The sequence below is a fragment of the Achromobacter spanius genome (assembly GCF_002812705.1).
GTDB lineage: Bacteria > Pseudomonadota > Gammaproteobacteria > Burkholderiales > Burkholderiaceae_B > Achromobacter > Achromobacter spanius.
This window is the reverse complement of sequence record NZ_CP025030.1, coordinates 257,374-272,116: the sequence shown is the minus strand read 5'-3', so window position 1 is coordinate 272,116 and position 14,743 is coordinate 257,374. Positions and strand designations below refer to the sequence as shown.

Here is a 14,743-nt window from a genome sequence, read left to right as displayed (position 1 = left end):
TCGTCCGTCATGCGCCGCGTCCGGCTGCTCGCGTACTCGCGATACCGCTCCCCATCTTGCAATGGAGGTCGTTATGCGTTTCTTCGACTTGTTCCTACGCCGCGCTGGCGTAGACCGTGCCACCGCCCTGAGCCGCCGTCGCGGCACGTCGCGTTTGACGGTCATTTGTCCGCGCGACGAATTGGGCGCCTTGCGCAAGCAGATCTGCCTGGACTTCAGCGCCGCCGGCCTGGATGTCTCGCAAGTGCAGGTCGACCAAGGCCGCGACCCGAACCTGGCCTCAGCTTGCATCACCGTCAATTGCCCGCCCGAATTGCGCGCTGAATTGATGTCGCAAGCGCGCCGCCTCAGCGCCAACCCCGCCGTTCGCCACGTGCATTTCGGCGCGCAAGCCGCCGCGATGGCCGCTTGAGAACCGCTGTTTCCCACAGGAGAGATCATGCCTAGTGCCTTAGACCCTGACCCTCGATTGCGCCCTGTGTGTGGCGCCGGCATGCCTGTCTGACCTGTCTACTCTTGCGAGCCGACCGGCCGGACTTCATCCCGGTTCTGGCGGACTCCGCAGCAATGAATCCCCGGCCTAGGCCCCGTTTTTGACGACGGACGCGCCCGAAGGCGCCGGACTCGATTCCTAGCTAGCTCCCTTTCCGTTTTACGCACTCCGGCGCGACTTCAATGCGATCCGGACACCGGCAACTTTGCCCCGGTGCCTGCGCACGCCCATCAGGGGCGGCTTGACGGCTTTCAGCGTGAAAGCCGCGGCCCGCCGCTGCCCGCGTGTCAGGCCCCGAGGGTGGGCGCGCCCGTGTCTCCGACAAGAAATCAAACAAGAACCGGAGCACTCCGATGTTTACCTTCCTGAAATCATTTTTTTCGTCCGCCTCGGGCCGGCGGCGCGCAAGCCGGCATTTCCGGCGCACTCCCATTCTTGAACAGGGCGGCCAAAGCGGCGCCGTGTCGACGCCGTCCGAGGCTTCGCGCCGCGCCAACCGCCACATGCTGGAGCGGTCGCGCATGGGGCTTGATGCCTTGTTCTCGCAGCTGGCCAGCGGCCGGGGCGGCCTGTCGGAAGCCCAGGCGCAAGCGGCGCGTGAACGCCATGGCGCCAACGAGGTAGACCATGAAAAGCCGCTCTCCTGGGTATCCCACCTGTGGCTGTCCTATCGCAATCCCTTCAATCTGCTGCTGACCGCATTGGCAGGCCTGTCGTGGCTGACCGATGTGCGCATGGCCGAGCCTGACGACAAATCGTGGACGGCGGTGGCAATCATCGGGTCGATGGTGGTGATTTCCACCGTGCTGCGCTTTGCTCAGGAATTGCGGTCGAACCGCGCGGCCGAAGCGCTGAAGGCCATGGTGCAGAACACCGCCACCGTGCTGCGCGTGAACGCCGAGGCGCCGGCGGCCGGCAACGCCAGGCGATTGTTTGGCGCCCCTTTGCATGACTCGGGCTCGCACCAGATGGAAGTGCCGCTGGCCGAGCTGGTGCCGGGCGATGTCGTGCTGCTGTCTGCGGGTGACATGATTCCCGCCGACTGCCGGATCCTGAACGCGAAAGACCTGTTCGTCGCCCAGGCCGCGTTGACGGGCGAGTCGCTGCCGGTTGAAAAGCATGCCGTCCAGCGCGAAGCGACCGAGAACTCGCTTGAGCTCGAAAACATGGCGTTCATGGGCACCAACGTGGTCAGCGGTTCGGGCAGCGCTTTGGTCATCGCCACGGGCGCCAATACCTATTTCGGCCAGTTGGCCGGCCGGGTGACGCAAGCCAGCCGTGCGCCGACGCAGTTTCAGCAGGGCATCAACCGCGTCAGCTGGGTGCTGATCCGCTTCATGCTGGTGATGGCGCCCATCGTGTTGCTCATCAACGGTTTCACCAAGGGAGATTGGCTGGAGGCGCTGCTGTTCGCGCTGGCCATTGCCGTGGGCTTGACCCCCGAAATGCTGCCGATGATTGTCACGGCCACGCTGGCCAAGGGCGCCTTGCGGATGTCGCGCCGTAAAGTCGTGGTCAAGCGGCTGGACGCCATCCAGAACCTGGGCGCGATGAACGTGCTGTGCACGGACAAGACCGGCACGCTGACGCAAGACCGCATCGTGCTGGAACGGCATACCGACGTCTACGGATCCAGCAGCGACGACGTATTGGCCTATGCCTATCTGAACAGCTACTACCAGACTGGCCTGAAGAATCTGCTGGACGTGGCGGTGCTGCAGCACGCGGAGGTCAAGCGCAGCCTGAACCTGGCCGCCAGGTACCGCAAGGTCGATGAAATTCCCTTTGATTTCTCGCGTCGCCGGATGTCCGTCGTAGTCAATGAAACCGAGAACGGCCGAGACCATCACGAACTGATCTGCAAGGGCGCGCTGGAAGAAATGCTGCTGGCTTGCACGCGGCTGCGCGTGGGCGACTCGGTGCTTCCGTTGACGGATGCGCGGCGCGCGGATATCCGGCGCGTGACGGCGGAACTTAACCGCGATGGACTGCGTGTGATTGCGGTGGGCGTCAAGGAAATGCCGCCCACGCAGTTGACCTATGGCGTGGCCGACGAATCCGACTTGGTGCTGGTGGGCTACATGGCCTTCCTGGATCCGCCAAAAGAATCGACCGCCCCGGCCCTGGCGGCGCTGAAAGCATCAGGCATCGAGGTCAAGGTGCTGACCGGCGACGTGGAACTGGTCACGCAGAAGGTTTGCCGCGAAGTGGGTTTCGACGTGCGCCACGTCTATCTAGGCGCGGACATCGAGGCCATGGACGACGCGCAATTGGCCATTGCCGTGCGCCGCGCCAACGTGTTCGCCCGGCTGACTCCCGCGCACAAAGAGCGCATCGTGCGCAGCCTGCGCGCGCAAGGCGACACGGTGGGCTTCATGGGCGACGGCATCAACGACGCGCCGGCCCTGCGCGCCGCCGACGTCGGCATCTCGGTGGATTCAGCGGTGGATATCTCGAAGGAAGCCGCCGACATCATCTTGCTGGAAAAGAGCCTGATGGTGCTGGAGGACGGCGTGATCGAAGGCCGCAAGACCTTCTGCAACATGCTCAAGTACCTGAAGATGACGGCCAGCTCCAACTTCGGTAACGTGTTCTCGGTCTTGGTGGCCAGCGCCTTCCTGCCGTTCCTGCCAATGCTGCCGATCCATCTGCTGCTGCAAAACCTGATGTACGACATTTCGCAAACGGCGATTCCTTTCGACAACGTCGATGAAGAACTGCTGAAGAAGCCGCAGCAATGGGATGCCGACGGCTTGGGGCGCTTCATGGTGTTCTTTGGTCCGATCAGCTCGCTGTTCGACATCGCCATGTTCGCCATCATGTGGTTCGTCTTCCAGGCCAACGCGCCCGAGCATCAGACGCTGTTCCAGTCGGGCTGGTTCGTGGAAGGCCTGCTGTCGCAGACCCTGATCGTGCACATGATCCGCACCCGCCGGATTCCCTTCCTGCAAAGCCGCGCGGCGTGGCCATTGCTGGCCATGACGGCGATGGTGGTGGTGCTAGGCCTGGCGTTGCCGTTCTCGCCGCTGGCTGAGTACTTCCAGTTGCAGGCCTTGCCGTGGGCGTATTTCCCTTGGCTGGTGGGGGTGTTGCTGAGCTATTGCGTGCTGACGCAGTTTCTGAAGGGCATCTGGGTACGCCGATACGGCTGGCAATAAGACTACGGTGAGGCCAGGATAATAAGGCCACACCGGACAGGGCGGGCGAGGGTGTCCGCCCTGATAGGAGAAGAGCATGAAAAAAGCATTTTGCAAGGCCCTCATGGCGGGCCTGACCTTGCCGCCGGCGCTGGCCGCCGCGGCGGCGGTTGAAGACATTGGCCTGCAGTTGTACGGCGTGGTTGACGCCGGCGTGGCGGTGACCCGGGTGTCCGGCCAAGGCAGCCGCGCTGCCGTGTTGAACGGGGGGCTGACGGATTCGCTATGGGGCCTGTCGGGAACCGAAGATCTGGGCGGCGGCTGGCGCACCCGCTTTCGCCTGGAAAGCGGCTTCGATTCGTCCAGCGGCAAGTCGGAAGATGATGGCCGCCTGTTCAACTACGCGGCCTGGGTGGGCGTGGGCAGCGACCGCTACGGCGAGGTCCGCATTGGGCGCCAAAACACCATCGGCCAGATCTACGGGTCCGCGTTGGAAATCGCCTCGTGGAAGGACATGGGCATGGGCGCCACGTTCAAGGCCTCGGACAACTTCCAGTTCAGCAATATGGTGAACGTCACGTCGGCGGACTGGAACGGTTTTCAAATCGGCGTCGGCTATTCCTTTGATGCCGACGGCCAGAATCATTTTCGGACCCGGCAGAACCCGCGCGCCGCCAGCGCCGGCTTGAAGTTCGAAAGCGGCCCGCTGCTGGCCGTGGCCACCTGGGACCAATTGCAGTTGGCGGATTCCCCGGCTGGCGGTGGCAAGCGGCCTCGCGCCGTGCAATTGGGCGCGGCCGTCGACTTTGACGTGCTCAAGGTGTCGCTGGCCTGGTCGCGCCAGAAAAACGGCTATGTGGGCTTGAACGGGGGTGACGCCGACATGCCAGGCCTGGGCCTGGGTCCGGCCCCGTTTGTGCAGGGCGGCACCATCAATGCCTGGCTGCTGGGCGCCAGCGTGCCCGTCGGCCCCGGCGCCGTGCTGGTGCAGTGGTCGATGGCGCAGCCCGACTGGCAATGGGACAACGGCATGACGGCGCGCAAGGCGCAGGTGGCGACCTTGGGCTATACCTATGCCCTGTCCGCGCGCACGACGCTCTACGGCTTTGCCGGCTATGCGTCCCACTACACGCTGGACAACCAGTTTGACCCCGCCCATTCCCACACCACGCGCGTCGGAGCGGGCGTTTCGCATCACTTCTGATCCTGCTGACCCACCGGACCACGGGCCGGCGCGGTCTACTACAATCAGCGCACGGGTTGGCGCAAGTCGCCGCCTTTGTCTTACCCGGTGTCTTTCGGATGGCCCGCATGGATAGTCTTGAATGGCTCATACCCTGGGAGTTCTCTCCCACGCTGGTCGCTTCCTTCGTGGTGGCGATCGTGCTGTTCGTGCGTGGCCAGCGTGTGCACCATGTGACCGGGGGGCGCCGCTTCCTGTTCTGGGCGGGGCTGGTGCTGTTGTATCTGTCGCTGCACACTCGGGTGGATTACTACGCCGAGCGGATGTTCTTCATCCATCGCATCCAGCATCTGGTGCTGCACCACCTGGGCCCGCTGCTGGTGATGGCGGCCTTTCCGGGTCAAGTCATGCGCGCCGGCCTGCCGATGGCCTGGCGCATTCGTCTGCGTGATTTCCTGCGCACGCGCAGCGGTCGGGTCACGGTCGCGGTGCTGACCAATAAAATCTTCGTTCCCGCGCTGTTCGTCTTTCTGGTGCTGATCTGGCTGATTCCGTCGGTGCAGTTCTATTCCATGCTGGACTGGCGGCTGTACCGCCTGATGAACTGGTCTGTCGTGATCAGCGGCTTCATGTACTGGAACCTGATCCTGGACCGCCGCCCCGCGCCACCCGCGGCCATGACGCCGGGCGGTCGTGTCATATCCCCCGTGCTGACCATGCTTCCGCAAATGGTGGCGGGCGCTGTCATCGCCTTCACCGAAAGCGATATCTATCCCTTGTTTGAACTGTGCGGCCGCGCCATCGCGATGTCGGCCCAAACGGACCAGACCATCGGCGGCCTGACCATGTGGATCCCCGCCGCGCTGGTCGAGGTGATTGGATTGATGGTGGCGCTTGGCACCTTGATGCGCCTGTCCGCCAAGGGGCGGCTGCGCAAAGTGGACCGCGATGCGCGCGCCCGGGCCAAGGCTCGGGCGGCGCTATCGGGCTAGCGCGGGCCTGGGCTCGGGCCGGGGCTTATTCCGGTATCAGGCCGTGGTATTTCTTGCCCAGCGCCACGGTGGCCTGGAACATGCCGGCCTTGTTGCCGCAGTCGTAGCGCACGCCCTCGAAACGGTGCGCGAACACGGCGCGTTCGCGCATCATCGAAGCAATGCCGTCGGTCAACTGGATTTCATTGCCCGCGCCCATTTTGGTCGAGCGCAGATGGTCGAAGATGGCGGCTTCCAGTACGTAGCGACCCACGACGGCAAGCGTCGACGGAGCGACGTCGGGTTCGGGCTTTTCAACAATGTGCGTGACGCGCTCGGTGCGGGGATCCAGATGGGTCTCGCCGGCACGGGTGGCCACGATGCCGTACTTGCGGGTATCGGCGCGCGGCACGTCCTGCACGCCCAGCACACTGGCGTTCTGCGCCACGGCAACGTCCACCAACTGCTTCATGGCGGGCGTGTCGGCGTCGATCAGGTCGTCGGCCAGCAACACGGCAAAGGGCTCGTCGCCCACGGCGGGGGCAGCCGACAGCACGGCGTGGCCAAGGCCCAGCGGGGCGGACTGGCGAATATAGAGGCAATTCACATGCGCGGGTAGAATGCCCCGCACCATGGCAAGCAGCTCGTGCTTGGCCTTGCTTTCCAGGTCGGACTCAAGCTCGGGGGCGGAGTCGAAGTGGTCTTCGATGGCGCGCTTGTTGCGGCCGGTCACAAAAATCAGGTCGGTGATGCCGGCGGCCACGGCCTCTTCAACGGCATATTGAATCAACGGTTTATCGACCACGGGCAGCATTTCCTTGGGCATCGCCTTGGTGGCGGGGAGGAAGCGGGTGCCCATCCCGGCGACGGGGAAAACGGCTTTACGGACGGGACGCATTGAGACCTCGTTGGGAGTATCGATGAAACATTTTAAGCTCATCGCTATCATAGGCTTATGAACCGCAGGAAAATGCCATCCATTTGCGCTATTGCGAAACGAAGCGCCATTCTCGGCCTGAGCGCCGCCTTGATCGCCCCCTCCATTCCGGTTGCCGCCTGGGCGCAACCGGTTGGCCTGCCATCCATGGGCGCGGCGTCCGCCGCCGAGCTGTCCCCGATGCTGGAACGCAGCCTGGGCGAAGCCATCATGTCGCAGGGCAGGCGCGATCCCACCTATGTGGATGACCCTGAACTCAGCCAATACCTGACGACCATGGGCCGCAAGCTGGCCGCGTTTGCGCCCGGCGCCGTGCCCGAGGTGGAAATGTTCGGCGTGCGCGACCCCGAGATCAACGCCTTCGCCATGCCCGGCGGATTCATCGGTGTGAATACCGGCTTGATTGTGTCGTCGGCCAGCGAATCTGAATTGGCCGCTGTGCTGGCGCACGAAATCGGCCACGTCGTGCAGCGCCACATTGCGCGCGGCATGACGCAGCAGAGCCAGAACAGCATGGTGATGCTGGCCAGCCTGGCGGGCGCGCTGCTGGCGGCGTTGGCGGGCGGCGGCGGCAACCTGGCGATGGGCGTCGCGGCGTTTGGGCAGGCGGCGGCCATCAACCGCCAACTGGGGTTTTCACGCGACGCCGAACGCGAGGCGGATCGCGCCGGCTTCCAGATGCTGACCAAGGCGGGCTACGACGCCGACGGCATGTCGCAGATGTTCTCGCGCCTGATGAACGCCTCGCGCTTGAACGAGGGCGCGGGCGGGGGCTCGTGGGCCAGCACCCACCCGCTGTCCATCGAGCGTATGTCCGATGTGCAGAACCGCGTGCGCTCGCTGCCGCCCTCGCGCCATATTGATAGTGACGACTTCTGGTACGTGCGCGCCAAGATGCGCGTGGTGCAGGGGCGCGATGCCGTCAGCTTGCGGTCGGCTGGCCAGCAATTGCAGGATGAGGCGCAGGCGCTGTCCGGCGTACGCCAGTCGGCTGCCTACTATGGGTTGGCCTTGCAGGCGTTTCAGCGCAACAACCTGACGGAAGCGGAGCGGCTCTGGAATCTGGCTACGGCCGGGGGGCGCAATTCCGCCCAGCTTGCCAAGCTCAGCGTCGATATCGCATTGGCCCGCAAGGACTACCCGCGCGCGCTGGAACTGGCGCAGTCGGCCACCAAGCGCTGGCCCGACCAGCGGGCGCTGGGCATCGCCTATGCCCAGGCGTTGCAAGGCAATGGCCGCCATGCCGACGCGCAAGACTATCTGCGCGCGAAGATCAAGCAGTGGGGCAGCGACGAACCCGGTCTTTATCAGATGCTGGCGCAAAGCGAAGAACGCAACGGCAGACCGGTGCAGGCGCGCCGCGACCTGGCGCGCTTTTATGTGATGACCGGCGCGTTCGCCGCTGCGGAGTCGCAGTTGCAGCAAGCGCGCGGGCTGTCCACCGATTTCTACGAACAATCGCAGATCGACGTGCAGATCAAGGAAGTGAAAGACAAGCTGGCCGAAGAGCGGCAGTTGCTGGAACGCTTCAGATCGGGTTGACGCGGCAGGCGCGCGCCCCGGCTGAACGCCGGGCGCGTTGCCCTACAGGCCCGTTTCGAAGAAGCGCCCCAGGCGTTGCGGCAACCAGTTCAGATGCGCGGGAAACGCGCCCGTGGGAAATCCCGCATGCCCGCCGTCGCTGGGTTGGTGCAGCAAGATCACAGGCGAGCAATCTTCCGGCTTGGGCAGCGAGGCCGCGGGGATGAACGGATCGTTGCGCGCGTTGAGAACCAGTGTGGGTACCGAGATCTTGGGCAGCCAGGGTTTGCTGGACGCGCGCGTCCAGTAATCCAGCGCGTTGCGAAAGCCATGCATGGGCGCGGTGTAGGTGTCATCGAATTCGCGCAGGTCGTGAGCGTGTGCGATACGCATCACGTCGATTGAACCTGGAAAGCGATGCGCCTTTTCCAGCACCTTGTGCTTGAGCGTTTTCAGGAAATGAGCGGTGTACACGCGGCGGTTGAAGATACCGGTGGACAAGGTCTTGCCGCAGGCGACCAGATCCAGCGGTACCGACACGCCGGCGGCGGCAGTCAGCCAGGGAGTGTCTTCCTGATGTTCGCCCAGGTACTTCAGCAGCGCGTTGCCGCCGAGCGAAACGCCCACCGCGTGCCAGCGTGCATGGGGAATGCGGTCGCGCACCGTGTTCAGCAAAAAGCCCACTTCGGCGGAATCACCGGAGTAGTAGGCACGGGCCAGCCGGTTGGGAACCCCGGAGCAACCGCGAAAATGCGCGATCACCACGATCCAGCCGCGAGCGCGGAAGTAGTGGGCGATGGACTGGGCATAACGGCTGTTGCTGCCGCCTTCCAAACCGTGCAGCAGGATCAGCGCGGGCGTGTCGGGTGTCTGCGGCAGGGACTGCCAGTCGGGCGCCGTCATCCAGCGCGCCGCGGCGGTTTTGCCGTTGGCGACAGGCCCCTGTCCGCTGACAGGCGCGCCATCGGCGGCCTTGTGCGGAAACAGCCCCGGGCCGGTCCAGTCAAAGTCCACGAAATCAGTGTCGGGCGTGTCCACCCGATCCCGCACGAAGGCGATCCGATGGTATTGCGCGAACAGGGACGCGTAGACCGTCTGGCTGTCGCCTCCGGGCAACCAGGAGGGAACGGGGCAGGGGGACGAGTCAAGACGAGCAGCGGCCAACTAAAAATCCACCCGATTCAATGCAGCATGTCGGGTACGTCGTGCAAGTCGAGCACCCCGGCTTCCGTGGGCGCCGAAGACGAATGGTGCATGACCATGCGCCAGCCGGTTGGGCCCTTGTGGTAGATGTTCGTCGCGTAGCAGTTTGCAAACTGCATGCCTTCCCGCGTGCGTACGGCCACCTGCTCAACCAGCACGTGCACCGCGCACATCATGCTCAGCATGACCAGGGGGCGCAATGGACGTACGTGCAGCGGGCCGTTGGACAGCACCTGTTGCCAGGATTCCTGCACCGCCGAGTGTCCGACGATGCGCAGGCCGCCAGGGTGGATGCAGATGACTTCTTCGTCGTCGGCCCACACCTGCATCAGACGGACGCTGTCCCCCTGTTCGAGGGCTTCGTAGAATGCGTGTTCGGCTTCTTCGGGTGTGGCAAACATGGCTGCTGTGACGGTGGCGTTGTGCGGCGGGGCGGCGTCGGCGTGCTTAGTGGTGGCCGTGCAGCACCGTGCCGGCCTTCAGGCGGTACTGCGCGCCACAGTAGGCGCAGCTGGCGGAGCCGGTGCGGGCCACGTCCAGGAAGACGCGGGGGTGCATGCTCCACAGCGGCGCTTTCGGGCCGGGACAGAAAACGGGCAGGTCTTCAGCGCCGACTTCAATGACTTCGTGAGCGTTGGGGACGGCGGCCGGGGCAGCAGCGGTCATGGATATTCCTGAATAAAAAACCGATAAACGGCAGGTTGGGCAAGGTGGCCGGTCTGGGACCGCCCGCGCGAATGACGAAATAAGATCGCATCTTACGTAGCCAGTGATGGTACTTCGGGACGCGGCCATTCACCACGGTCGATTTTGGAGTGCGCCAGGCCGCCACCAGCCAAGAAATTTCAGGCGCCTATTGTATCAAGCGGCGGGGTTACAATACTGGCCTATTCGCGCACCGGCGTGGTGCCATTCGGCCCACGCAATCCGTAAGAGTTCCCATGTCGTCCTGTCCGAATCGCCAGGGGTCAGCCGTTGTCCTCTGAATCCGCGTTTCCTGAATCCGAAGATCCCGGTGCGGTTCGCCAGCAACGTCTGAACGCGTTTCGCTCGGGCGTCCACGCCATCGTGCCCGCGCTGATCGCCACCGCGACCTGGGGCTTGGTAACCGGCGTGGCCATGGTCAAGTCCGGCCTGACGGAATCCATGGCGCTGGCCATGACCCTGCTGCTGTACGCGGGCTCGGCCCAACTGACGTCGCTTCCGCTGATTGCCACGGGCGCGCCGCTGTGGCTGATTTTCGCGGCGGGTTTCGTCGTGAACCTCCGCTTCATCATCTTCGGCGCGGCATTGCAACCGTACTTCCGCCACCTGTCCTGGCCCAAGCGTCTGGGGCTGGGCTACTTCACCACCGACATGGGCTTCGTGCTGTTCATGCCGCGTTACGGGGATTCGGCCGAACGCGGCACGCGCGACCAACTGTGGTTCTTCCTGGGCACGATCGTGCCAGGCTGGCTGGTCTGGCAATCATCTTCAATCGTAGGTATTTATCTGGGGACCATGGTGCCCACCGGGTGGTCGCTGGATTTCGCCGCGGTGCTGGCGCTGCTGGCAATCACCGTGCCGCTGGCCAGTTCCAAGCCGATGCTGGTATCCATGCTGGCTGCCGGTGTGGTCGCCTGGACGGGGCAGGTGCTGCCTTTGCGGCTGGGGCTGGCGGCGGCCGTCGTGGCCGGCGTGGTGGCCGGCATGTGGGCCGAACGATTCTTCAAGGCGCGCCCATGACCCTCTGGCCTTCCGAGATCTACGTCTATTCGGCCATCCTGTTGCTGGCCTTGTGCAGCGTGTTGACGCGCGCCGGCTTCATGCTGTTTGGCGACTACATTCCTTTGCCCGATGGCGTGCGTCGCGCGTTGCGCTATGCGCCCGCCGCCGCGTTGACCGCCATCGTCGTGCCCGACCTGCTGCCCTGGAAGGCGGGCTTGGGCCCGGTGTTCGATTACAAATTGGTGGCCGGCCTGGTCGCCATCCTGGTTTTTTTGCGTACCCGCAGCGCCGTGTTGGTCATTGTGGCGGGCATGCTGGTGTTGTGGGGACTACGCTGGTTAGCCGGTTGATGTCCGGTCTTTAATCATGATTAGTCCATCTGGTGGACACTCCGAATCGCCGGGAAGCGGGCGCGCCCATTGCCCGGCGATGCTTCGTGCCCCCGCTTGAAACCACGGTTTGACCTTGTGGTAAGGCGCCTGCGCTAAAATCCAAGTTATCCACAGCAATCCGGGCCTGGTACTGCCCTCATAAGTATCGAATCCAGAATGCGCCCGCTGGCCTGCATGGCAGGGTGCCGATTGTCCGTGAAGCCGTATCGGCTTCGCGTCAATTTGCGTGCCGTCGCAACGCGACCACGTGTATTCAGATTGCCCCGATGCGTATGTAGTGCAGTGCATGTAGCACTCTCGTTTTGTTCTTTTTCACTGGTCCCGGTATCTGCCAAACCCTGATGACTGAATCCACTCAATCCGTAGCACCCACCGCCGACGCGCCCGCGCCGACGTTTGCCGATTTTGGACTGCACCCGTTGTTGCTGCAGTCCATCGCCGAAACCGGCTACACCATTCCGACGCCCATTCAGGCGCAAGCCATCCCTGTCGTGGTGGAAGGGCGCGACGTCATGGGCGCCGCCCAGACCGGCACCGGCAAAACCGCCGCGTTCACCGTACCGATCCTGCATCGCCTGATGCCGTTGGCCAATGCCAGCGCATCGCCCGCGCGGCACCCGGTGCGCGCACTGATCCTCACGCCCACGCGCGAGTTGGCGGACCAGGTGTTTGAAAGCGTCAAGCGCTACAGCAAGCAGACGCCGCTGCGTTCGGCCGTGGTGTTTGGCGGCGTGGACATCGGTCCGCAAAAAGAAGCGCTGCGTCGCGGTTGCGAAATCCTGGTGGCTACACCTGGCCGTCTGCTGGACCACGTTGAGCAAAAGAACGTGAACCTGAGCCAGGTCGGCATCCTGGTGCTGGACGAAGCGGACCGCATGCTGGACATGGGGTTCTTGCCGGATCTGGAACGCATCATCCGCCTGTTGCCCGCGCAGCGTCAGGGCCTGCTTTTTTCGGCCACCTTCAGCAACGAAATCCGCAAGCTGGGGCGTTCGTACCTGAACCAGCCGGTCGAGATCGAAGTCGCGGCGCGCAACGCCACCGCCACAAATATCACGCAGATCGCCTACAAGATGCCCAGCGACGCCAAGCGCGCCGCGGTCGTGCATCTGGTGAAGTCTCGCGGGCTGAAGCAGGTCATCGTTTTTTCGAATACCAAGATCGGCACGGCGCGCCTTGCCCGCGAACTTGAACGCGATGGCGTCAAGGCCGAATCGATCCACGGCGACAAAACGCAGGCGGACCGCATGAAGGCGCTGGAAGCCTTCAAGGCCGGCGACCTGGAAGTGCTTGTCGCCACCGACGTGGCCGCGCGCGGCCTGGACGTGGCCGGCGTGCCGTGCGTCATCAACTACGACTTGCCGTACAACGCTGAAGACTACGTTCACCGCATCGGCCGTACCGGCCGCGCGGGTGCCTCGGGCGAAGCCATCGCGCTGTTCACGCCCGACGAAGAACGGTTTTTGCTCGACATCGAAAAGCTGATCAAGCGCGAAGTGCCGCGCGGCACGCTCGACCTGCCGGCAGACGCCGTGGCGCGCAGCCACCGCCGCAGCGAAGAACGCTCCGGTTCGTCCTCGCGCGAAGGGCGTGAGGGGCGTGAAGGGCGCGAAGGCGGCCGTGACAGCCGTGGTGATCGCGGTAGCCGTTCGTCGGATCGTCGTTCGGGTTACACCTCCAGCGGCCCGCGTCAGCCGGTGGACGATTTCTTCCTGAAGCCTTACGAGCCTTCGCCCTCGGCCTCGTCCGTCGAAGAGCAAGCGCCCAAGAACGACAGCGGTTCGTCCGCGCCCAAGCGCCAAGTGGCGGTACTGCTGGGCGGTTCGCGCAAGAACTGATCGCCAGCCAGTACGCATGAAAAAACCCGCAACGCTCAAAGGCCTTGCGGGTTTTTTGTTGGCAGCGCGGCAATCAGGCTGCCAGCAGCTTGGGCAAGTCAGGTAATTCGGTGGCCACTGCCGGGCTGTCTGCGTTCACGCTTTCAAGCAGGCGTTCCAGATGCCCGATATGCGGCAGCATGGGGCCGTAGAACACAACGCGCGACCCAATCTGCACGAGCAGCGTGGGGAAGTTCTCGACGTCTATGTCGCCAAGCAATTCGGCGTGGTCTTCGATGTCGATCCAGGCAAAGACATGTTGCGGCAGCGCGTCGGCCAGCGCTTGCAGCTTGGGCTTGTACTGTTCGCAGGTGTCGCACCATGCCGCGCAGAAGCAGGCGACGAGCCAGGTGTCGGGGGGGGTGCCAAGACGCGCGCGCAGCGCGGCCAGGTCGTTGCCGGGTACGAGTAGAGACATGTGAGCAGATCGGGGCGTGTTTGACTATCATACCCGGGATGTCCACCCCCTTTTTTCCGCTCCCATGACCGTTTTACGCACTGATACCGCCACGCCCGGCAATGGCCGTTTCTCTGGCGCGGGTAACGGCGCCGTCAGCGTCGGCCAGGCGTTCAAGCGCGCCCTGGTGTCCCAATGCCACCCGACGATGCTGTTCGCGGTGCTGCTTCCCTTCCTGATTGCGCTGGTTGGCGCGTTCCTGTTGCTGTACCTCTTCTGGACGCCGTTGACGGACTGGCTGCGCGCCGAGGTATCGCACTGGGACATGGTCAACCGGGCCGACGAATGGATGATCGCCATGGGCCTGTTTTCGCTCAAGATCTATCTCATTCCTGTCATTGCCGCCGCCATCTTGTTGCCCGTGTCCGGCATCCTGGGCCTGGCGATTGCCGCGGTGTTCGTGATGCCGCTGGTGCTGCGCCACGTGGGGCAGCGCGAATACGCCAGCGTGACGCGGCGCGGCAAATTTTCAACGGCGGTCAGCGTGTGGAATGCCGTCTGGGTGTCGGCCGCATTCGCGGTCGGCTGGGTGCTGACGCTGCCCCTGTGGCTGGTGCCGCCCATGGCGATCATCCTGTCTATCTTCTGGTGGGCCTTCGCGTTCTCGCGCATGATGCGCGTGGATGCCATCGTTGAACATGCCAGCCCCGAAGAACGCAAGTTGATCCTGGATCGCAATAATCGTGGCTTCTGGACCATCGGCCTGATCTGTTCGCTCCTGAACCTCTTGCCGCCCGCCTGGATTATCCTGCCGGTGTTTTCGGCGCTGGTTTACGCCCACTACGGGCTGGACGCGCTCAAGCGCTTGCGCCAGGACAACGTCATCGACGTTTGATCGCAACTTTACTTACCTTCTGGAATTGGA

The 14,743-nt window shown here is 63.9% G+C and carries 14 protein-coding genes; 9 read left to right on the top strand and 5 right to left on the bottom strand.

Going from position 1 to position 14,743, the window contains the following annotated elements; genetic code table 11:
- Positions 1-73 precede the first annotated feature (73 nt).
- The 4 genes from CVS48_RS01380 (at position 74) to CVS48_RS01365 (ending at position 5,805) form a co-directional block, all read left to right on the top strand.
- On the top strand, positions 74-412 hold the full coding sequence (locus tag CVS48_RS01380) for a hypothetical protein (RefSeq protein WP_050447311.1): 339 nt from the start codon (positions 74-76) through the stop codon (positions 410-412).
- A 434-nt stretch (positions 413-846) separates the two neighbouring features.
- The gene (gene mgtA / locus CVS48_RS01375) at positions 847-3,651 is read left to right on the top strand and encodes a magnesium-translocating P-type ATPase (protein WP_100852929.1); all 2,805 of its coding nucleotides are present in this window, start codon (positions 847-849) and stop codon (positions 3,649-3,651) included.
- 76 nt (positions 3,652-3,727) lie between these two features.
- Positions 3,728-4,834: a porin gene (locus CVS48_RS01370; RefSeq protein ID WP_100852928.1), complete on the top strand. Its 1,107-nt coding sequence runs from the start codon at positions 3,728-3,730 to the stop codon at positions 4,832-4,834.
- A gap of 98 nt (positions 4,835-4,932) precedes the next feature.
- Entirely contained in the window at positions 4,933-5,805 is an 873-nt protein-coding gene (locus CVS48_RS01365; RefSeq protein WP_100852927.1) for a cytochrome c oxidase assembly protein, read from the top strand.
- 25 nt (positions 5,806-5,830) lie between these two features.
- On the opposite strand, the gene galU is transcribed toward CVS48_RS01365, so the two are convergent.
- Entirely contained in the window at positions 5,831-6,682 is an 852-nt protein-coding gene (gene galU / locus CVS48_RS01360; RefSeq protein WP_100852926.1) for a UTP--glucose-1-phosphate uridylyltransferase GalU, read from the bottom strand.
- A 57-nt stretch (positions 6,683-6,739) separates the two neighbouring features.
- Between galU and CVS48_RS01355 the strand changes: the two genes are divergently transcribed.
- Positions 6,740-8,263, top strand: coding sequence for a M48 family metalloprotease (locus CVS48_RS01355; protein WP_172616213.1), 1,524 nt, complete (start codon positions 6,740-6,742; stop codon positions 8,261-8,263).
- Positions 8,264-8,305: 42 nt separating this feature from the next.
- Here the strand turns inward: CVS48_RS01355 and CVS48_RS01350 are convergent, their stop codons facing one another.
- From CVS48_RS01350 to CVS48_RS01340, 3 genes are read right to left on the bottom strand one after another with little or no spacing between them, the layout of a single operon-like run.
- Positions 8,306-9,406, bottom strand: coding sequence for a YheT family hydrolase (locus CVS48_RS01350; RefSeq protein ID WP_100852925.1), 1,101 nt, complete (start codon positions 9,404-9,406; stop codon positions 8,306-8,308).
- A gap of 17 nt (positions 9,407-9,423) precedes the next feature.
- Positions 9,424-9,846 carry a YybH family protein gene (locus tag CVS48_RS01345; RefSeq protein WP_050447305.1) on the bottom strand — a complete coding sequence of 141 codons (423 nt, stop codon included), beginning with the start codon at positions 9,844-9,846 and terminating at the stop codon, positions 9,424-9,426.
- A gap of 46 nt (positions 9,847-9,892) precedes the next feature.
- On the bottom strand, positions 9,893-10,111 hold the full coding sequence (locus CVS48_RS01340; protein ID WP_100852924.1) for a zinc-finger domain-containing protein: 219 nt from the start codon (positions 10,109-10,111) through the stop codon (positions 9,893-9,895).
- A gap of 309 nt (positions 10,112-10,420) precedes the next feature.
- Between CVS48_RS01340 and CVS48_RS01335 the strand changes: the two genes are divergently transcribed.
- From CVS48_RS01335 to CVS48_RS01325, 3 genes are all read left to right on the top strand, one after another.
- Positions 10,421-11,170, top strand: coding sequence for an AzlC family ABC transporter permease (locus CVS48_RS01335; protein WP_167400933.1), 750 nt, complete (start codon positions 10,421-10,423; stop codon positions 11,168-11,170).
- Positions 11,167-11,502 (top strand): AzlD domain-containing protein, encoded by a 336-nt coding sequence (locus tag CVS48_RS01330; RefSeq protein ID WP_100852923.1) that lies wholly within the window; start codon positions 11,167-11,169, stop codon positions 11,500-11,502. The genes CVS48_RS01335 and CVS48_RS01330 overlap by 4 nt, the downstream gene beginning before the upstream one ends.
- A gap of 383 nt (positions 11,503-11,885) precedes the next feature.
- Positions 11,886-13,382, top strand: a complete 1,497-nt coding sequence (locus CVS48_RS01325; protein ID WP_100852922.1) for a DEAD/DEAH box helicase — start codon at positions 11,886-11,888, stop codon at positions 13,380-13,382.
- 73 nt (positions 13,383-13,455) lie between these two features.
- On the opposite strand, the gene CVS48_RS01320 is transcribed toward CVS48_RS01325, so the two are convergent.
- Positions 13,456-13,839: a thioredoxin family protein gene (locus CVS48_RS01320; RefSeq protein ID WP_100852921.1), complete on the bottom strand. Its 384-nt coding sequence runs from the start codon at positions 13,837-13,839 to the stop codon at positions 13,456-13,458.
- A 64-nt stretch (positions 13,840-13,903) separates the two neighbouring features.
- On the opposite strand from CVS48_RS01320, the gene CVS48_RS01315 reads away from it, so the two are divergent.
- Positions 13,904-14,713 carry an EI24 domain-containing protein gene (locus tag CVS48_RS01315; RefSeq protein ID WP_100852920.1) on the top strand — a complete coding sequence of 270 codons (810 nt, stop codon included), beginning with the start codon at positions 13,904-13,906 and terminating at the stop codon, positions 14,711-14,713.
- The last annotated feature ends 30 nt before the right edge of the window (positions 14,714-14,743 follow it).